Source organism: Burkholderia theae (assembly GCF_048565265.1).
Taxonomy (GTDB): domain Bacteria; phylum Pseudomonadota; class Gammaproteobacteria; order Burkholderiales; family Burkholderiaceae; genus Burkholderia; species Burkholderia theae.
In genome coordinates this window covers 75690-92101 of the sequence record NZ_CP183463.1, presented here as the reverse complement: position 1 = coordinate 92101, position 16412 = coordinate 75690, and the positions used below count along the sequence as shown (strand labels likewise).

The following is a 16412-nucleotide window of genomic DNA, read 5'->3' as shown; positions in this document are numbered from 1 at the left end:
GTCACGCCTCCGAGCGCGGGTCAATGGCCAGCGCCTGCGCCACGCAGGAAGCCGGTCTGGCCTGGATCAGTTCGACGGCAAGCCCGTCGGGCAGGCGAAGCCAGTTCCGCCCCTGCGGCATCTCCGTCACGCCGAATCGTTGCGCTGCGGCCAGCGCGGCCTCCAGGTCTTCGCACATCACGCCGAGATGGGCGAGGCGGCCTTCCGGACCATCGTGTTCCGGCGCGTGGATGAACTGCAGGCCACCGAGCGTCCAGTACTGCCGCGGCGCGTCGAGCGTGCCGTCCACTTCGCGCAGGGTCATGCCGAGCACGTCCTCGAAGAAGCGGATGTGCCAGCGGATGTCCTTGACCCAGATCGCAACGTGTTCGAGATAGGCTTTCGTGGCATTCATGCGGCGGCCTCCTGCCGTTGGCGATCGGCCATCGCGCGCTCGAGCCCCTTGATGCAGGCGACGAGCGTTGCATTGACCGGGGTCGGCACGCCGTAGCGCTGCCCGCAGCGCACGACCGAACCGTTGATGAAATCGATTTCGGTGATCGAGCCCTTCTCCAAGCTTTGCAGCATCGACGTCTTGAAGGTCGCGGGCAGCCCCTCGGCGGCCAACGTCCAGGCCTGTTCGGGATCGGTCATCGACAGCGTGACGCCGGCTGCCTGCGCCGCCGCGATCGCCTCGGCCACGGCCGCGAGCGACGTCGCCTTCAGCAGCGGCTCGTCGTAAAGCTGCCCGTAGGTGAGGCCGGTCAGCCCCGTCAGCGCACCCGTCGCGACGTTCACCAGCAGCTTGTCCCACATCGTGCCGACGATGTTGTCGCTGATCGTCGTGGCGAGGCCGGCGGTATTGAACGCGTCGGCGATCGCCTGCACGCGCGGCGTGATGCGGCCGTCGAGTTCGCCGATATACGTGTACTTGCCGATCACGCCGGATTCGATATGACCCGCGCCGCGCAGCACGCCGCCGACGTAGGTCTTGCCCGCGAGGACGCGCTCGCGGCCGACGACGTCGATCAGGATGTCCTCGTGTCCGAGGCCGTTCTGCAGCGACAGCACGGCGGTATCCGGCCCCACCAGCGATTGAGCGCCGCGGATGGCCGCATCGGTCTGGAACGACTTGACCAGCACCACCACCAGGTCGGCCACGCCGACATCGGCAGCCTGGGTCGTCGCGTGGACGCGTACGTGGCGGGTGCCGCCCGCGTCGTCGACGCGCAGGCCGTCACGGCGCATCGCATCGACGTGTGCAGGCGAGCGGTCGATCAGCCAGGTCTCGTGGCCGCCTTGGGTAAGGGTGGCGCCGATCGCGCAGCCCAGTGCGCCAGCGCCCAGAATTGCTATTTTCAATGGCTTCTCCTTTGTCGACCAGAGTTGGCGCTTTGGCGCCTTACTCTGGTCCCATGCAAAGCTGACGTATGGCCTCACGATAGGAGTCGCCGCTCATGCCGACAATGCAATGGATACAATGGCGTCATTGCTATGGACAATAAGGCCACGATGCCCGCCGACCTGCCCGACCTGAAGCTGCTTCAGCTTTTCGATCTCCTGTACGACGTGCGCAGCGTCACGCGCGTCGCCGAGCAACTTGGCCAGAGCCAGCCGACGGTCAGCATCTGGCTCGGGCACTTGAGGGAGCACCTGCACGATCCGCTCTTTATCCGCACACCCGGCGGCATGGCGCCGACACCGCAAGCCGACGCGCTGATCGGGCCATGCCGGGAAATTCTCGAATCCCTGCGGCGCTTCACCGCGTGGGAGATCGCGTTCGATCCAGCGACGGCCCAGCGACGCTTTCGCATCTGCATGACCGACGCGAGCCACATCACGCTGCTTCCAAGGCTGCTGGCCCATGTCCGGGCGCAGGCGCCCGGTGTCCGGCTGGAAGCCGCACGGATCGACGGCAATACGGAACGCGCGCTCGAATCCGGCGAAGCCGATCTCGCGATCGGCTATGTGCCGTGGCTAGGTGGCGGCATCTATCAGCAGAAGCTGTACGACCAGGACTGGGTATGTCTGGCCAACCGGCATCATCCGAGGATTCGCGGTCGCCTCGGGGCAAAGCAGTATCGTTCCGAAGGCCACGTCGCCATTACCGCGGGAACCGGGGCGCAACTCCTCGAACAGGCGCTGCGGCAGGCGCGCATCGAGCGAGATGTGATGCTGGAGTTGCCGGGTTTTCTGGGTCTGGGCGCGATCGTCCAGACGACCGACCTGATCACGACGCTACCCCGTCATATCGGCCAGACACTGGCTCAAGCGAGCGATCTGGCGGTTCATGCGTGTCCGATCCCGGTCGAAGGCTTCGCGGTACGGCAGCATTGGCATGCGCGCTATCACCATGAGGCGGGCAACCGGTGGCTGCGCGGCGTCGTGATTCGATTGTTCGGTGCATCGCATTAGAACGAACCGGACCACGCGCTCCGGTTCGCTGCCCGGGGATCCCGTTTGACAAACAAATCGAAACGCGCAGCGCTAATCGCGGCTGCCTGAGCGATGCATAAAATAGCGCAAGCGATGGAAATTTCAAGAGGCCCTGCAACATCATCCGGGAGGCTTCATGGACCTTTTTGACAGGCTTCAGGAACAGATCGAGAGTGTGCGCATGCCGCTCTTTGCCGTCACGCTCACGGCGGCCGCACAGGTGAATACGCCGCTCCTTGCGATACTCCACTGGCACGGATTCCGGCGCGCGACACCGCTCGTCCTGCCCGGCGTCGAGATCCCGCCACGACCGGTTCCGGGCTCGGCCGTCCAGATCGATGCGCCGTGGCACAGCTTCGAGGCCGTGGATGCCATGCTGCTCGATGCCGCCTGGCGATCCGGAGCATGGGAGGTCGAGCGCGTCGAGCGGCGCGGCTGCAACGTGATCGGCGCCAGCGCTGCGGAGGCGCTCGCGTGCCGTCAGGCGTTCGGCGACTACGGAGAGAACGTGGCCCGCAACCTGCAGCTTCTCATTGACGAGACCGCTCGCGACGAACTGATGCAACTCGCTGCACGCCGGGGCTATGTTCGCTGGCTGTTCCGGCCCGTCAAGAGCGGCCTGTGGCGCACGCTCGACGAGCCCGACGAGCCCGACGAGTCCGACGACACCCTAGACGCCGATGGCGGACGCCAGCCCCCCTGTCCCGTGCCGCCTGAGCCTCGCCGCCCGGAGGGACGTGGCCGCACCGTATATCGCCTCGGCAGGGTCCATCGCATCCTGCTGCCGCGCTGAAACAATTTGTTACAAAGAGCCGTTTTCACGCCCTCTTGAAGCACGCGATGGGCGCCTCTATTTCGCAATCTGCCAGACATTGGCTCGGCTGCATTGCGGCGTTCCATGCGCCCCGGTATGCAGCCGGATTCCCTTATTGGTGATCCTTTAATCGCTCAGGAGATGGAAATGCAGATTCGTCCCCTCTACGACCGGGTTATCGTCAAGCGAATCGAGACGCAGCGGACGACGGCTTCGGGCATCGTGATACCCGATTCAGCGGCAGAAAAACCAGAACAAGGCGAAGTCGTCGCAGTCGGCAGCGGCCGGCTGCTGCATGACGGGACGCTGCGCGCGCTCCAGTTGAAAGTCGGTGACCAGGTTCTCTTCGGCAAATACGCAGGCCAGACCGTCAAGGTCGATGGCGAGGAACTACTCGTCATGCGCGAGGAAGACGTCATGGGCCTCCTCGAGGCCGACATCGGCGCTTCCCGCAAGGCCGCCTGAAATCCTGAGCCGGTCGCGAACACCCGACGGATTGTTCGCGGCGCGTTGAGTCAACGACTACTACCCGGAGCAACAACATGAGTGCAAAAGACGTCCGATTCCATGACAGCGCCCGCGCCCGTATCGTCAAAGGCGTGAACGTCCTCGCCGATGCCGTGAAGGTCACGCTGGGGCCGAAGGGCCGCAATGTGCTGATCGAGCGCAGCTTCGGCGCACCCATCATCACCAAGGATGGCGTGTCGGTCGCGAAGGAAATCGAGCTGAAGGACCGTTTCGAAAACATGGGCGCGCAGATCGTCAAGCAGGTCGCATCGAAGACCGCCGATGTCGCCGGCGACGGTACCACCACGGCCACCGTGCTCGCGCAGGCAATCGTGCAGGAAGGCATGAAGCACGTTGCCGCCGGCATGAACCCGATGGACCTCAAGCGCGGCATCGACAAGGCTGTCGCCGCCGTGCTCGACGAGCTGCGCAAGCTGTCAAAGCCGATCTCCACGAACCGGGAGATCGCGCAGGTGGGTTCGATCTCGGCGAACGCCGACGAGACGATCGGCAAGATAATCGCCGACGCCATGGAGAAGGTCGGCACGGAAAGTGTCATCACGGTCGAGGATGGCAAGTCGCTCGAGAACGAGCTGGATGTGGTTGAAGGGATGCAGTTCGACCGCGGCTACGTCAGCCCGTACTTCATCAACGATCCGGAAAAGCAGGCCGCGTATCTGGACGACGCGCTGATCCTGTTGCACGACAGAAAGATATCGAACATCCGGGATCTGCTGCCGGTCCTCGAGGCGGCTTCCAAGGCAGGCAAGCCCCTGCTGATCATTGCGGAAGATGTCGATGGCGAAGCGCTGGCCACGCTCGTGGTCAATGCGATGCGAGGCATCCTGAAGGTGGCGGCGGTCAAGGCGCCCGGTTTCGGCGACCGGCGCAAGGCCATGCTCGAGGACATCGCCGTCCTGACCGGCGCGACCGTGATCTCGGAAGAAACCGGCAAGCAACTGCAGAAGGCAACGCTCGAGGATCTCGGACGTGCCAAGCGCGTCGAGGTGCGCAAGGACGACACGATCATCATCGACGGCGCGGGCGACGAGAAGCGCATCGATGCGCGTGTGAAGTCCATCCGTACGCAGATCGAGGAAGCCACGAGCGACTACGACCGCGAGAAGCTGCAGGAACGCGTGGCGAAGCTCGCGGGCGGTGTAGCCGTCATCAAGGTTGGCGCGGCGACCGAGATCGAGATGAAGGAGAAGAAGGATCGTGTGGACGACGCGCTGCATGCCACACGCGCGGCGGTCGAGGAAGGCATCGTGCCGGGTGGTGGCGTCGCGCTTCTGCGAGCGCGTTCGACGGTGACGAGCCTGAAAGGCGCCAACGGTGATCAGGACGCCGGTGTCCAAATCGTGCTGCGCGCGCTCGAAGCACCGCTGCGCGTAATCGCCTCGAACGCGGGGGATGAGCCTTCGGTGGTCATCGCGAAGGTACTCGAAGGCAAGGACAACTTCGGCTACAACGCGGTCACCGGCGAGTATGGCGATCTTGTCGAGGCGGGCGTGGTCGATCCCACCAAGGTCACGCGTACGGCTCTGCAGAACGCCGCATCGATTGCCGGGCTGATCCTGACGACGGATGCAACGGTTGCCGAAGCGCCGAAAGACGAAATGCCGGTGCAGTCCGCCACACCGGAACTCGAGTACTGACCCGGCAGCGGGTCGTGCATACGCCGGTCAACAGTCGCAGCCGGCGCAATGCGTTCGGCGCCGCACGCTGACCTCGTAATGCGGCGCCGCTTTTTGCCGGGAACCAACATGAAACTCGAACTTCGCATCGACGCAAAACCGCTTGAAATCGAGCTCGACGACGTCGTGGCAGGACTGCTGACCGCCCGACTTAACCTGCCCGCAGGTGCAGACAACAAGGACACACTTGCGCGCTACCTCAGCGAAAAGGGTGAGCCCTGGAGTCTCGACGAGGAGCACATGCGCAGACGCATACTTCGCCGGCTGATTCTGGATATCGCAGACCCGGCGCTGGTCATCCGTCATCTCATGGCCGACGAATGAACTTGCCCGACCAGGCAGGTTAGGGCGGTGGCGACATAGATCCGTGTCTCGACTGTCTTGCTGTCCCGCAGAATCAGACATCACGATGCCCAGCGATTCTCGTTCGTCTGTCCGCTCATCGGTTCGGCTTCCTGCTGGCGTGCTCGGAATCGACTACCTCAAGTTTCTACAACTTTCGGTTGATGATGAGCTTCTCGGCGAGGCGTCACTCGGCGACGAAGCGCTGGAGGAAGCCATGAGCGCCATTCGCGCTGGTTCAATGCGTGCGGCACGGCCGGCAATGAAGGTCTTCTTTGATGGCTGCCGGTTCTGGCTCGCCAGTCACTTTCACCGCTATGAGGCCGCCCGGCGTCTCGGTGCCCGTCATCAGGAATTCTGGTGCGAGATCAAGCCAGGTTCAGAGGACGACGCAGTGCGATATGCGTCGAGCGTTTCCAGCTTCATGGGGGGATGAGCAAGGTAAGCGCAATTTCCTATCTTAAGCACGGGGGCGACGACAAGCTTGTCGTTGCGATCGCGCAGCCATTCAGCCTGCGCGTCCAGGCGCCACGATCTCCTTTGTGCGGCCATCCTGCACGGAAGGCGTCTCCGTGCTTTCCCCACCGCCGTTGCCGGCGGTCTTCCGGCTTCGGCGTGGTGTGTCGCTCGGGTGGAGCGCGTCGAGGAACGTTTCGCCCTTCTCGGTCAGGTACGCGCGGCGTGCGCCCGCGGCGCAATGTTCCAGCATTGCCAGTTGGCGTTCGAGCAGCGCGTCAAGCTCGGCGCGATTCATGTCAATCTGCTCCGGCGCCTGGCGAACCAGCATCAAGGTCGCAAATTCGTGTGGACTGAGCATCTCCGTCTCCCGTAAAACATGGTCCCGAATGCAGGGGAACGGTGCAGAAAAACGACACGTCGTGCAGGCCGTATAGGGGCCGCGCTACCATGCAGCGCGACCCGTCACGCAAAGAAGCGCGCCGGCGAACCGGTGTCGTCGAGACAGCCCGCGTTGATGGCGCGTTTCGTCCGATATCCGCCCCGTGGGTCCGCCACCGTGGCACTTTGCGTGCTTGCCCTAGCCGATGTCGATCGTGCGACTCGCGGACTGCGCCGGCTCCGATTTCGGCACGGTCAACGTGAGTACACCGTTATCAAACTTTGCCAAGGTGTGATCGGGGTCGGCGTTTTCCGGCATCGGGATCGTGCGCATGAAGCTTCCATGGGCGCGCTCCAGCCGGTAGCAGCCATTTTCCTCGCTGCGCACATCCTGCCTTTTCTCTCCGCGCAGCACGATTGCCCCATCCTCGACGCTTACCTTCAGATCTTCGCGCTCCATGCCGGGCAGTTCGGCGGTCACGCGCAGCACCTTCCCTTCATCGGCGACGTCGATGCGCGGCTGGAAGCGCGATGAACTGAAATCGCCAAACCATCGTTCGAGCGCGCCACGGCCTGCAAACGGGTCATGAAAGAACTCCTCCACTGCACGCGAGAACAGCCGCGGAACGTCAGGCCACGAGGCCATCCACTGTTCGCTCGTCGGCGGGCTTTCCGGGCCTTCTGCATCGGACTTGCGAGCAGCTCCGCGAAGGAACTTGAAGGGGTTCCACTTTTTCAGATCGGTATTCATAGCGTCCTCCGATTCAGCTTCAACTTGATTTGAGCGTGGCGGCCATCCCATCAGGCAGCGAGCGCGCCCTGGGCTTCGACTGCTCCAGGCACGCCGCGATCGATCAGTTTCACCGCGTATTCGAGCGCATCACGCTGCGCTTCGGCCGCGGTTCCCCAGCGTTCGCTGAAGCGCGGCAGATGCCAGTCGGCCAACACCTCATCGTTCCCGTCGATCCGGACGTTCGCGATATAGCCGTCCGGTATGGACATGCGTGTCACGATCTGTCGCACGGGAATCGTACGGATGCGAATCGCATGTCCTTTCCAGGACTCCTGCATGACATCAGACACCGGTGCCTCTGCTCCCAATTCGCAGCGACGGCAGCGCGATCGCTTCCGCCGCTGCTTCTGACCTGCCGTTGCTGACGGTCAGGCGGACTTGACTTCAATGCGCCGTGGGCGCGCCTCGTCGCGGCGCGGGATTGTCAGCTTCAGCACCCCGTCCTGGAGGCTCGCCTCGATCTTTGACGTATCGAAGTCCGGTGACAGCGTGAACGTCCGGGCGAAGTGCGGTTCGCGGACCTCGGCATGCTGCAGCCGCAGATTTGCCGGCGTCGGCACCACCGCCTCGGCCTCGATCGAGAGACTGTTGTCGTGAACTTTGACGTCCAGCTTGTCCTTCGTTACACCGGGCAGATCCGCCCATAGCGTGACGCCCTGGCTGTCCTCGTAGATATCGACGGCCGGGACGAGCGTCATCCGGCGCGTGGACTGTTCAGTGTCGCGACGTGCTCCGGTGGATGGGTCGCGTTCGGCCAGTTGGGTCGTGTCAGTCATGATCGGCTCCTCGGATTACTGGATGGTGATGGCGCGCGGCTTGGACGATTCGCGCCTGCCAACACTGATCGACAGGCAGCCATTTTCGTAGCGTGCCTGGACCTTGTCGGGATCGGCGGTGTCGGGCAGCTCGATGACGCGCCGGAAGGTGCCGACAAAGCGCTCCTGCGCATAGGTGCGCGACTCGCTTCCAGTGTCGGGTTGCGTCGATTTGCGTTCGCCGCTGATGGTCAGCAGGCCCTTGTCGATCGATACGTCGAGTTCGGTGGCGTTGATGCCCGGGGCGAAGGCAACGATCTCGATCGACTCGTCGGTCGCGCCGATGTTGATCTGAGGAAACGCGCCGAGCCGGCCGGCGCGGATGCTGGACGGGAAACCGCCGAAGAGTTGCGCCATCTGCTGCTGCAGACGGTCGAACTCGCTGAAGAGATCGGTTCCGAAGTAAAGATCGCTCATGATCGTATCCTCCTTGAGTGCAGCCGGGAGGCGAACGGGCCTACGCGCTCCAGTTCGCCTGCCGGACTGCTGGCAAACAAATCGAAACACGCAGCGCACGGAATGAAGCGATCCGCGCGGCTGCCTGAGCGAAACTTAAGATAGGCACTCTGCGGAAAATTTCAAGGGGCGTCGGCAGATTTTTGCACTTGAAATTTCGGTGCTGGCACCTATCATCGCAGCGGCTCGTTACTGCATGCGGAGGACGCCATGGAATTCGACACGGACTGGCTTACGCTGGGCAGGCATCGTATCCGGCTGCGCTCGATGAAGGGCTTTCCAACCGAGACGATGCGCACTGTGACCGAGGTCGTCAGGCTCGCGATCGACAACAACATGAGCGCGCGGGCGCGACTCGTCGAGGTCGTCTGCCGGCATGAAAAGACCTACGACGTGCTGGTCGGCACGACGATGGCGGAGGACAAGGTTTGTGCACCGCAACTTGAAGCCGCGGTTGCGGTTGTGCTGGGCCTGTTGCCTGACCAGATCAACATCACGGTCACTCACGTCACGCAGAAGGAGGTCGATCTACACTTCGGTGTGTACGAGCGAATGTTGTCAGAGAAGCTGGGTGCGGCACCGCCGATCCAATGACCGATCGGTCCAGCGCTCCGCCATATGGCCGGCACAGGTTCGCGTCTCCTGCCATGCCAGCGCGGGGCGGGCGCGGCGGCAACGATCGCGGAATGGGAGCACCATCATGAAAGTAAGTTCACGCGGGCTACTCGCCGCGGCCGCCCTGGCCGCGGGTGCCTTCCCTGGGGCGGTGGTTGCCGTGGCGCCGCTGCCGCGGACATTGCCGGCCCTGCAGGACATCTGGATCTCCGGCACGATCCAGCGGGGCAACGGGGAGTTCGCCCCGGGGGACTATACGACGATCCGGCTGGATCGTCCGGCCGCGTCACCGTGCAACGACAAGGTCGTGACCGACATTCTGCTCGGCCAGGCCGGCACCACCGAACACTTGCTGCTATTGCCGTATCTGAACCAGCGGGTCGCGGTGAAAGGGCGCATTACCTGCCCGGATTCCGGAATCCAGTTTGCACCGACGCCGGACTTCGTATTCCCGATCTACTGAGCCGGCGGAAGAGCTTCCAAGGCGCATGCGCTACCGAGCGCGGCGTCCATTTTCCGCGCGGCTTCGGTCCGCGCACCGGGCGGATGTCGTTGCAGTCGCCCGCGATGTCCAACAGTGCATCGACGACCTTGATTTTTTCGCCACTGTTTTTATATTTTGTTTTGCCAGCCCGGATAGCGATGAAGGGCAAATGGCGTATGTCCGTGACGTCGGATGACGCGTGTCTGGGAAACACGGCGAGCGGGCAGAGTCAGGGGTGCGAAGCGAAATCTCGCCGGATGCGGTGAGCCTCGCAGCGCAAGCGTCGGGCCGGTGGTCCCGCCGGCGATCGCGCGCCCGCCCCTGAGAGAGTGACGGCTGCCTCCGATGCGGCGGCCAGTGGAAGACGTGCAGGGCTGTCATGAAAACGGCGATCAGTTACCGGAACATTTCGGAGCTTGCCCGCCCCGACCTGAAAGGCCTGATTGGCAATCTCCTCGGCCGACACCTCCAGCCGCACCTGTCGCACTTCCCCGCCGAACTCGTCCGGTTGCGTGCGACCCTCGAACGAAGCGGCCATCGCAGGCTCTACCGGGCAAGGCTCCGACTTGGATTTCCGAGCGCCACACTCGCCTGCTCAGACGAATCGCCCGAGCTCGGCAAAGCCCTCGAACTCTCCTTCGCGGAACTGGAGCGGCAACTCGAGCGCCACATCGCCCATCTGCGTCACGAGGACAACTGGCGCCGCAAGGAGCGCCGCGCGGGGTTGCTGCGCCTCAAAGACACGGCGACCGGTCCCGCTGGCGCCGGGCTGGCGCTATTCAGCGATCTCGTGCGCCCATTGCTGCCGGAGCTCAAGCGCTTCGTGGAACGCGAACTTGCCTACCTGCAGGCGCGCGGCGATCTCGCAACGGGGGACCCTGCCGTCGATGAGGTCGTCGACGAGACGCTGGCCCGCGCCTGCGAAAGACTCGCACAGCGTCGACGCAAGCTCGAGCCGAGACAGTGGCTCTACCAGATCGCGCTCGACGTGCTCGCCGAGGAAGTGAGCCGCCGGCAGACCGACGAGGGCCGATGGATCTCCCTGGAAGGCGGACCGCCGGTTCAGTTGCGCGAGCCGCACGAAGACGATGACGAGAGCATGGAGGTGAACGATGAAGACCCTCAGGACGCCACACTCGGACCTCGCCCATGCAGACGCGCTGCTCGACGAGGCGCTGCGGGAAACCTTTCCGTCCAGCGACGCCATGCATGCACGCTGGCGTCCGAGGCGGGCGCGCCGCGGACACGCCGGGCGTCGAGACGAGCAAACCGTACGTCTGTAGCACCCGGCCAGGGGATCTAGTCAACCTGCGGGGACGATCCGCGATCAGGCGCCCCGCGGTGACTTCGGGGGCTGGCTGAGCACCTTGCGCGGAATCGCCATGCCTGCTGGCGGTGGTGACTGCAGATTCCGCTCCATGAGGAGATCGATGGCGGCACCATCGCACGGTGTTGTATTTTGTCCGACATGTCGGGAGGAACTGGAAAATGGCAGCCAAGGACGTCAAGTTTCACGATCTCGCCCGCCACCGCATTCTGACGGGGGTCAATCTGCTTGCCGACGCGGTCAAGGTGACGCTCGGTCCAAGGGGACGCAACGTCGTGCTCGAGCGATCGTTCGGCGCGCCGACGGTCACCAAGGACGGCGTGACCGTGGCGAAGCACATCGAACTGCGCGACCGGTTCGAGAACATGGGCGCCCAGATGGTCAAGCAGGTCGCCGCGAAGACCTCCGATGTCGCCGGTGATGGCACGACCACTGCCACCGTGCTCGCCCAGGTCATCGTGCGTGAAGGCATGAAGTACGTCGCGGCCGGCCTGAATCCGATGGACCTGAAGCGCGGTATCGACCAGGCTGCGGGTGCCGTTGTCGACGCGCTCAGGAAGCTCTCGAGAGCCGTGACGACCAGCAAGGAAATCACCCAGGTCGGCACCATCTCGGCGAATGCCGATGAGGAGATTGGCCGGATTATCGCCGAAGCGATGGAAAAGGTCGGCAAGGATGGCGCGATCACCCTTGAAGAAGGCAAGTCGCTGCAGAGCGAACTGGAGGTAGTCGAAGGCATGCAGTTCGATCGCGGTTGGCTCTCGCCATATTTCATCACCGATCCCGAGAAGCAGCTCGCCGTGCTCGAGGAACCGTACATTCTCGTGCATGACCGGAAGATCTCGAGCATCCACGACCTGCTGCCCGTGCTGGAAGCGGTCGCCAAGGCGGGCAAGCCGTTGCTGATCATCGCCGAGGACGTCGAGGGCGAGGCCCTGACCACACTTGTGGTGAACTCGCTGCGCGGCATCCTCATGACGGTGGCGGTGAAGGCGCCGGGCTTCGGCGATCACCGCAAGGCGATGCTGGAAGACATCGCGACGCTGACCGGCGGCCTGGTGATTTCGGAGGAAACCGGCAAGCAGCTCGAGAACGTGGCGCTGGAAGACCTAGGACGCGCCAAGCGGGTGGAGGTCGAGAAGGAAGCCACCACGATCATCGACGGCGCGGGCGACCGCAAGACGATCGACGGACGCATTCAGGCGATCCGACGTCAGATCGAAGAGACGACGAGCGACTTTGACAGGGAGAAGTTGCAGGAGCGCATCGCGAAGCTGTCCGGGGGCGTCGCGGTCATCAAGGTAGGAGCGACCACCGAAGTCGAAATGAAGGAGCGGAAGGCGCGCGTGGAGGATGCGCTGCACGCCACGCGTGCGGCCGTCGAGGAAGGCATCGTGCCGGGCGGCGGCGTTGCGCTGTTGCGCGCTCGTGCGGCACTCAAGGAACTACGGGGCGCCAACACCGACCAGGATGCCGGCATCAGGATCGTGCTGCGCGCGTTGGAGGAACCGCTGCGCCAGAGCGCGTTGAACGCGGGCGAAGAGCCCTCGGTCGTGCTCAATCGGGTGCAGGAGCAGTCTGGCAACTTCGGCTGGAACGCGGCCTCCGATACCTATGGCGACCTGATGGAGATGGGGGTGGTCGATCCGACGAAAGTGACGCGCACGACCCTGCAGAACGCCGCGTCGGTCGCCGGGCTGATCCTCACTACGGACGCGGTGGTGGCGGAGTTGCCGAAGGAAGAGGCCCGACCCGCCGTGTCACCGCCCGAGATGGAGTATTGACCGGGATGCGCGGTGGGATGGCGGCGTGACGGAGCGGGACTCACGTGACCATCCCCGAACCAGATCGAGCGAGTGAACACCATGGGCAAGATCATCGGCATCGACCTCGGCACCACGAACTCGTGCGTGGCGCTGATGGAAGGCAATCAGGTCAAGGTAGTCGAAAATTCGGAAGGTGCGCGCACCACGCCGTCGATCGTCGCGTACATGGACGAGGACGAAGTGCTCGTCGGCGCACCGGCGAAGCGCCAGGCCGTGACCAATCCAAAGAACACGCTGTTTGCCGTCAAGCGGCTGATCGGCCGCCGCTTCGAAGAGAAGGAAGTGCAGAAGGACATCGGCCTGATGCCTTTCAGAATTTTCAAGGCCGACAACGGCGACCCATGGGTCGAGGCGCGGGACAAGAAGCTCGCCCCGCCGCAGGTATCGGCGGAAGTGCTGCGCAAGATGAAGAAGACCGCCGAGGATTACCTCGGCGAGCCCGTCACGGATGCCGTGATCACGGTGCCGGCGTACTTCAACGACAGCCAGCGCAAGGCGACCAAGGACGCCGGTCGCATCGCGGGCCTCGAAGTGAGGCGGATCATCAACGAGCCGACCGCGGCGGCGCTCGCGTTCGGCCTGGACAAGCAGGAAAACCGTGACCGCAAGATCGCCGTGTTCGACCTCGGCGGCGGCACCTTTGACATTTCCATCATCGAGATCGCCGACGTGCAGGGCGAAAAACAGTTCGAAGTGCTGTCGACCAACGGCGACACGTTCCTCGGCGGCGAAGACTTCGACCAGCGCATCATCGATTACATCATCGGCGAGTTCAAGAAGGAGCAAGGCGTCGACCTGTCGAAGGACGTGCTCGCACTGCAGCGTCTGAAGGAAGCCGCCGAAAAGGCGAAGATCGAGCTGTCGTCGACCCAGCAGACCGAAATCAATCTACCGTATATCACGGCCGACGCGAGCGGCCCCAGGCATCTCACGCTGAAGCTCACGCGGGCCAAGCTCGAAGCACTGGTAGAAGATCTGATCGAGCGCACGATGGCGCCATGCCGCATCGCCATCAAGGACGCCGACCTGGCAGTGGACAGGATCGATGACGTGATTCTGGTGGGCGGGATGACCCGCATGCCCAGGGTGCAGGACAAGGTTCGGGCGTTTTTCGGCCGAGAGCCGCGCAAGGACGTCAATCCTGACGAAGCCGTGGCGGTGGGCGCAGCCATCCAGGGCGCGGTGCTCGCAGGTGAGCGCAAGGACGTGCTGCTGCTCGACGTCACCCCGCTGTCGCTCGGCATCGAAACACAGGGCGGCGTGATGACCAGGATGATCGAGAAGAACACCACCATCCCGACCAAATTCTCGGAGATTTTCACCACCGCCGACGACAACCAGCCTGCCGTGACGGTCAAGGTCTATCAGGGCGAGCGTGAGATGGTCACGGGCAACAAACTGCTGGGCGAGTTCAGCCTTGAAGGCATCCCACCGTCGCCGCGCGGCGTGCCGCAGATCGAGGTGACATTCGACATCGACGCGAACGGCATCCTGCATGTGTCGGCCAAAGACAGGGCGACCGGCAAGGAAAGCCGCGTCACCATCAAGGCCAATTCAGGGCTGTCCGAGGAGGAAATACAGAAGATGGTGACGGATGCCGAGGCTCACGCCGCTGAAGATCACCGAATGCGCGAGCTGGTTGACGCGCGTAACCATGGCGATGCGCTGGTGCATAGCACGAAGAAGGCGCTCACCGAGTACGGCGACAAGCTGGAGGCGGGCGAGAAGGAAAAGATCGAAGCCGCGGTCAAGGAGCTCGAGGGGGCGCTCAAGGGATCCGACAAGGCCGAGATCGACGCCCGCGTGCATGCGCTCGCCACGGCCTCGCAGAAGCTCGGCGAAAAGCTGTATGCCGACGCGCAAGCCGTAGGCCCAGGCGGCCCGACCGGTCAGGAAGCCGATGGCGCGACAAAAGAGGACGATGTAGTGGATGCGGAGTTCAAGGAGGTAAAGACAAAGCGGTAAACCGCAGCAAAGTCATGCTTCGGCTCGATTCCAGGCGTGGACGAACCGATACCCGGCACGGACATCTCGTCATAGCCAGTTCATGTCATTCGCTGTTGCGGCGGACACGATTTCGTGCAAAACGAAACGTCGAAGGCAGAAGTATCACGTCGAAGCACGCTTTCGGGAACCTGGGATGTATCAATCGGGGAGCAAGCTCGCCAATGACGTCCACGGCAGCTCGCGCGAGCGGTACAGGTGAGCCGCGTTACTGTAAGGAGGTCGCCATGGAACTTCACATGCATTCGCACCATTTCACTCGCCGTACGCCTGACTGGCGCGCAGCCGTGATCGGCGGCTGTGTCGCAGGCGTGGTTTTCCTGGTGCTCGAACTGCTTGCCATCTGGGTCACGGGGCAGAGCCCATGGGGACCACCGCGAATGATCGCGGCAATCGCCCTGGGACGTGATGCGCTTGCCCAGCCTGCCACGTTTGACCCGGGCATCATGCTGGTGGCGCTCGTCGTCCATTTTGCGCTATCGATCGTTTTCGCGCTCATTCTTGCGGTGATCATGGCGCCGTTCAGCTTCGATTCGAGCATCGGAATGGCCTCGCTGGTGGGGGCTTTATTCGGTGTCGCCGTGTACTTGGTCGACTTCTACGGCATGACCCGGTTGTTTCCCTGGTTCGCAGACGCCAGGAGCTGGATCAGCCTCATTGCCCACATCGTGTTCGGACTGGTGGCCGCAGACACCTTTCTGCGTCTCGAAAGGAGGGAGACAGACGTGAGTGGAACGAAGACCATCCGCTAACAACACGGTCCGTCTGGACCCACGACGGCATCAGGTACGGCGACGGCCCCGACGAGCGCTCGCATGGCCCGTCCGCTACGCCGCATCGTCACGCCGTGCGCATCGCGCGCCGACGCTCAGCAGCGCAACGCCGAGCGCGGCCGCCCATTCGGTCGGGAACGGCATCGTGTCCGCGGCACCCGCCAAGCCGCCTGCCATATCCGGTGGCGCGGCCGGTTTGGCATGCAGGCGGTCGACGACCTGCCGGAATCCGGCATCGCGCAGCGCGTACAGATGGACCTCGACCCACAGCGGGAAACATTCCCAACTGGCGGCAATGTCCGCGTAGTCGGCGACCGTACGAGAACCGCAACGCGTGCGCGTCGCCGGCCGCACCTTCGTCAGCAGTCGATCGCGGTCGCGGCGCAGGATCTCGATCAACAGCTCGCGCTTGTGCCCGAAGTTCGCATAGAACGCGCCGCGCGTGTAACCCGCGCGCTCCGCGATATCCTCGACGGTCGTGTCGGCGAAGCCCTTCGCGATGAAGCATTCGCGAGCGGCGACGATGAGCCGCTCGCGGGTGTCGAGCCGGCGTTGCATGCGGGTGAGGCGGGCGGGTTTCATCCTGTGCTGTCCGTGCGGTGGAAATGATTGAAGCGGCGCAATATCGCGCCGCGCGAAATGTCGTGTCGGCTTGGAGCTGGAACGAATGGACGAGCTCCGGTCTTGAAGATTCTGCTGAAGCCGGT

At 63.6% G+C, this 16412-nt stretch carries 20 protein-coding genes; 12 read left to right on the top strand and 8 right to left on the bottom strand.

Annotated elements, in window-relative coordinates:
* Position 1: 1 nt before the first annotated feature.
* Positions 2–394 (bottom strand): VOC family protein, encoded by a 393-nt coding sequence (locus ACN22W_RS33360; protein WP_096476049.1) that lies wholly within the window; start codon positions 392–394, stop codon positions 2–4.
* Complete coding sequence (locus ACN22W_RS33355) at positions 391–1341, bottom strand: ketopantoate reductase family protein (RefSeq protein ID WP_096476050.1); 951 nt, start codon at positions 1339–1341, stop codon at positions 391–393. The genes ACN22W_RS33360 and ACN22W_RS33355 overlap by 4 nt, the downstream gene beginning before the upstream one ends.
* A gap of 132 nt (positions 1342–1473) precedes the next feature.
* Here ACN22W_RS33355 and ACN22W_RS33350 point away from each other — a divergent pair, with 132 nt between their 5' ends.
* The 6 genes from ACN22W_RS33350 (at position 1474) to ACN22W_RS33325 (ending at position 6211) form a co-directional block, all read left to right on the top strand.
* Positions 1474–2394 carry a LysR family transcriptional regulator gene (locus ACN22W_RS33350; protein WP_419690358.1) on the top strand — a complete coding sequence of 307 codons (921 nt, stop codon included), beginning with the start codon at positions 1474–1476 and terminating at the stop codon, positions 2392–2394.
* A gap of 157 nt (positions 2395–2551) precedes the next feature.
* On the top strand, positions 2552–3208 hold the full coding sequence (locus tag ACN22W_RS33345) for a diguanylate cyclase (protein WP_419690357.1): 657 nt from the start codon (positions 2552–2554) through the stop codon (positions 3206–3208).
* A gap of 168 nt (positions 3209–3376) precedes the next feature.
* The gene (locus ACN22W_RS33340) at positions 3377–3694 is read left to right on the top strand and encodes a co-chaperone GroES (RefSeq protein WP_262530520.1); all 318 of its coding nucleotides are present in this window, start codon (positions 3377–3379) and stop codon (positions 3692–3694) included.
* Positions 3695–3771: 77 nt separating this feature from the next.
* Positions 3772–5394, top strand: coding sequence for a chaperonin GroEL (groL, locus tag ACN22W_RS33335; protein ID WP_419690356.1), 1623 nt, complete (start codon positions 3772–3774; stop codon positions 5392–5394).
* 108 nt (positions 5395–5502) lie between these two features.
* A complete protein-coding gene (locus ACN22W_RS33330; RefSeq protein ID WP_262530518.1) occupies positions 5503–5757 on the top strand; it encodes a hypothetical protein in 255 nt (84 codons plus the stop codon).
* Positions 5758–5842: 85 nt separating this feature from the next.
* Positions 5843–6211, top strand: a complete 369-nt coding sequence (locus tag ACN22W_RS33325) for a hypothetical protein (RefSeq protein ID WP_419690355.1) — start codon at positions 5843–5845, stop codon at positions 6209–6211.
* Between the two features lie 72 nt (positions 6212–6283).
* On the opposite strand, the gene ACN22W_RS33320 is transcribed toward ACN22W_RS33325, so the two are convergent.
* The 5 genes from ACN22W_RS33320 to ACN22W_RS33300 all read right to left on the bottom strand — a co-directional run bounded on the left by ACN22W_RS33320 (position 6284) and on the right by ACN22W_RS33300 (position 8637).
* Positions 6284–6592, bottom strand: a complete 309-nt coding sequence (locus tag ACN22W_RS33320; protein WP_419690354.1) for a hypothetical protein — start codon at positions 6590–6592, stop codon at positions 6284–6286.
* A gap of 219 nt (positions 6593–6811) precedes the next feature.
* Complete coding sequence (locus ACN22W_RS33315) at positions 6812–7363, bottom strand: Hsp20/alpha crystallin family protein (RefSeq protein ID WP_419690353.1); 552 nt, start codon at positions 7361–7363, stop codon at positions 6812–6814.
* Between the two features lie 50 nt (positions 7364–7413).
* On the bottom strand, positions 7414–7614 hold the full coding sequence (locus ACN22W_RS33310; RefSeq protein WP_419690352.1) for a DUF6566 family protein: 201 nt from the start codon (positions 7612–7614) through the stop codon (positions 7414–7416).
* 159 nt (positions 7615–7773) lie between these two features.
* Positions 7774–8181: an Hsp20/alpha crystallin family protein gene (locus ACN22W_RS33305; protein WP_419690351.1), complete on the bottom strand. Its 408-nt coding sequence runs from the start codon at positions 8179–8181 to the stop codon at positions 7774–7776.
* Between the two features lie 15 nt (positions 8182–8196).
* The gene (locus tag ACN22W_RS33300) at positions 8197–8637 is read right to left on the bottom strand and encodes an Hsp20/alpha crystallin family protein (protein ID WP_262530511.1); all 441 of its coding nucleotides are present in this window, start codon (positions 8635–8637) and stop codon (positions 8197–8199) included.
* Positions 8638–8886: 249 nt separating this feature from the next.
* Between ACN22W_RS33300 and ACN22W_RS33295 the strand changes: the two genes are divergently transcribed.
* The 6 genes from ACN22W_RS33295 (at position 8887) to ACN22W_RS33270 (ending at position 15684) form a co-directional block, all read left to right on the top strand.
* Positions 8887–9270, top strand: coding sequence for a hypothetical protein (locus ACN22W_RS33295; RefSeq protein WP_017335030.1), 384 nt, complete (start codon positions 8887–8889; stop codon positions 9268–9270).
* 106 nt (positions 9271–9376) lie between these two features.
* Complete coding sequence (locus ACN22W_RS33290; protein WP_262530510.1) at positions 9377–9754, top strand: hypothetical protein; 378 nt, start codon at positions 9377–9379, stop codon at positions 9752–9754.
* A gap of 400 nt (positions 9755–10154) precedes the next feature.
* Positions 10155–11078 carry a hypothetical protein gene (locus ACN22W_RS33285; RefSeq protein ID WP_262530509.1) on the top strand — a complete coding sequence of 308 codons (924 nt, stop codon included), beginning with the start codon at positions 10155–10157 and terminating at the stop codon, positions 11076–11078.
* A gap of 185 nt (positions 11079–11263) precedes the next feature.
* Entirely contained in the window at positions 11264–12886 is a 1623-nt protein-coding gene (groL, locus tag ACN22W_RS33280) for a chaperonin GroEL (protein ID WP_419690350.1), read from the top strand.
* An 81-nt stretch (positions 12887–12967) separates the two neighbouring features.
* On the top strand, positions 12968–14893 hold the full coding sequence (gene dnaK / locus ACN22W_RS33275; protein WP_419690349.1) for a molecular chaperone DnaK: 1926 nt from the start codon (positions 12968–12970) through the stop codon (positions 14891–14893).
* Between the two features lie 266 nt (positions 14894–15159).
* Positions 15160–15684, top strand: a complete 525-nt coding sequence (locus ACN22W_RS33270) for a hypothetical protein (protein WP_419690348.1) — start codon at positions 15160–15162, stop codon at positions 15682–15684.
* 75 nt (positions 15685–15759) lie between these two features.
* Here ACN22W_RS33270 and ACN22W_RS33265 read toward each other — a convergent pair whose 3' ends face one another.
* Positions 15760–16287, bottom strand: a complete 528-nt coding sequence (locus tag ACN22W_RS33265; RefSeq protein ID WP_096476057.1) for a TetR/AcrR family transcriptional regulator — start codon at positions 16285–16287, stop codon at positions 15760–15762.
* Positions 16288–16412: the final 125 nt, after the last annotated feature.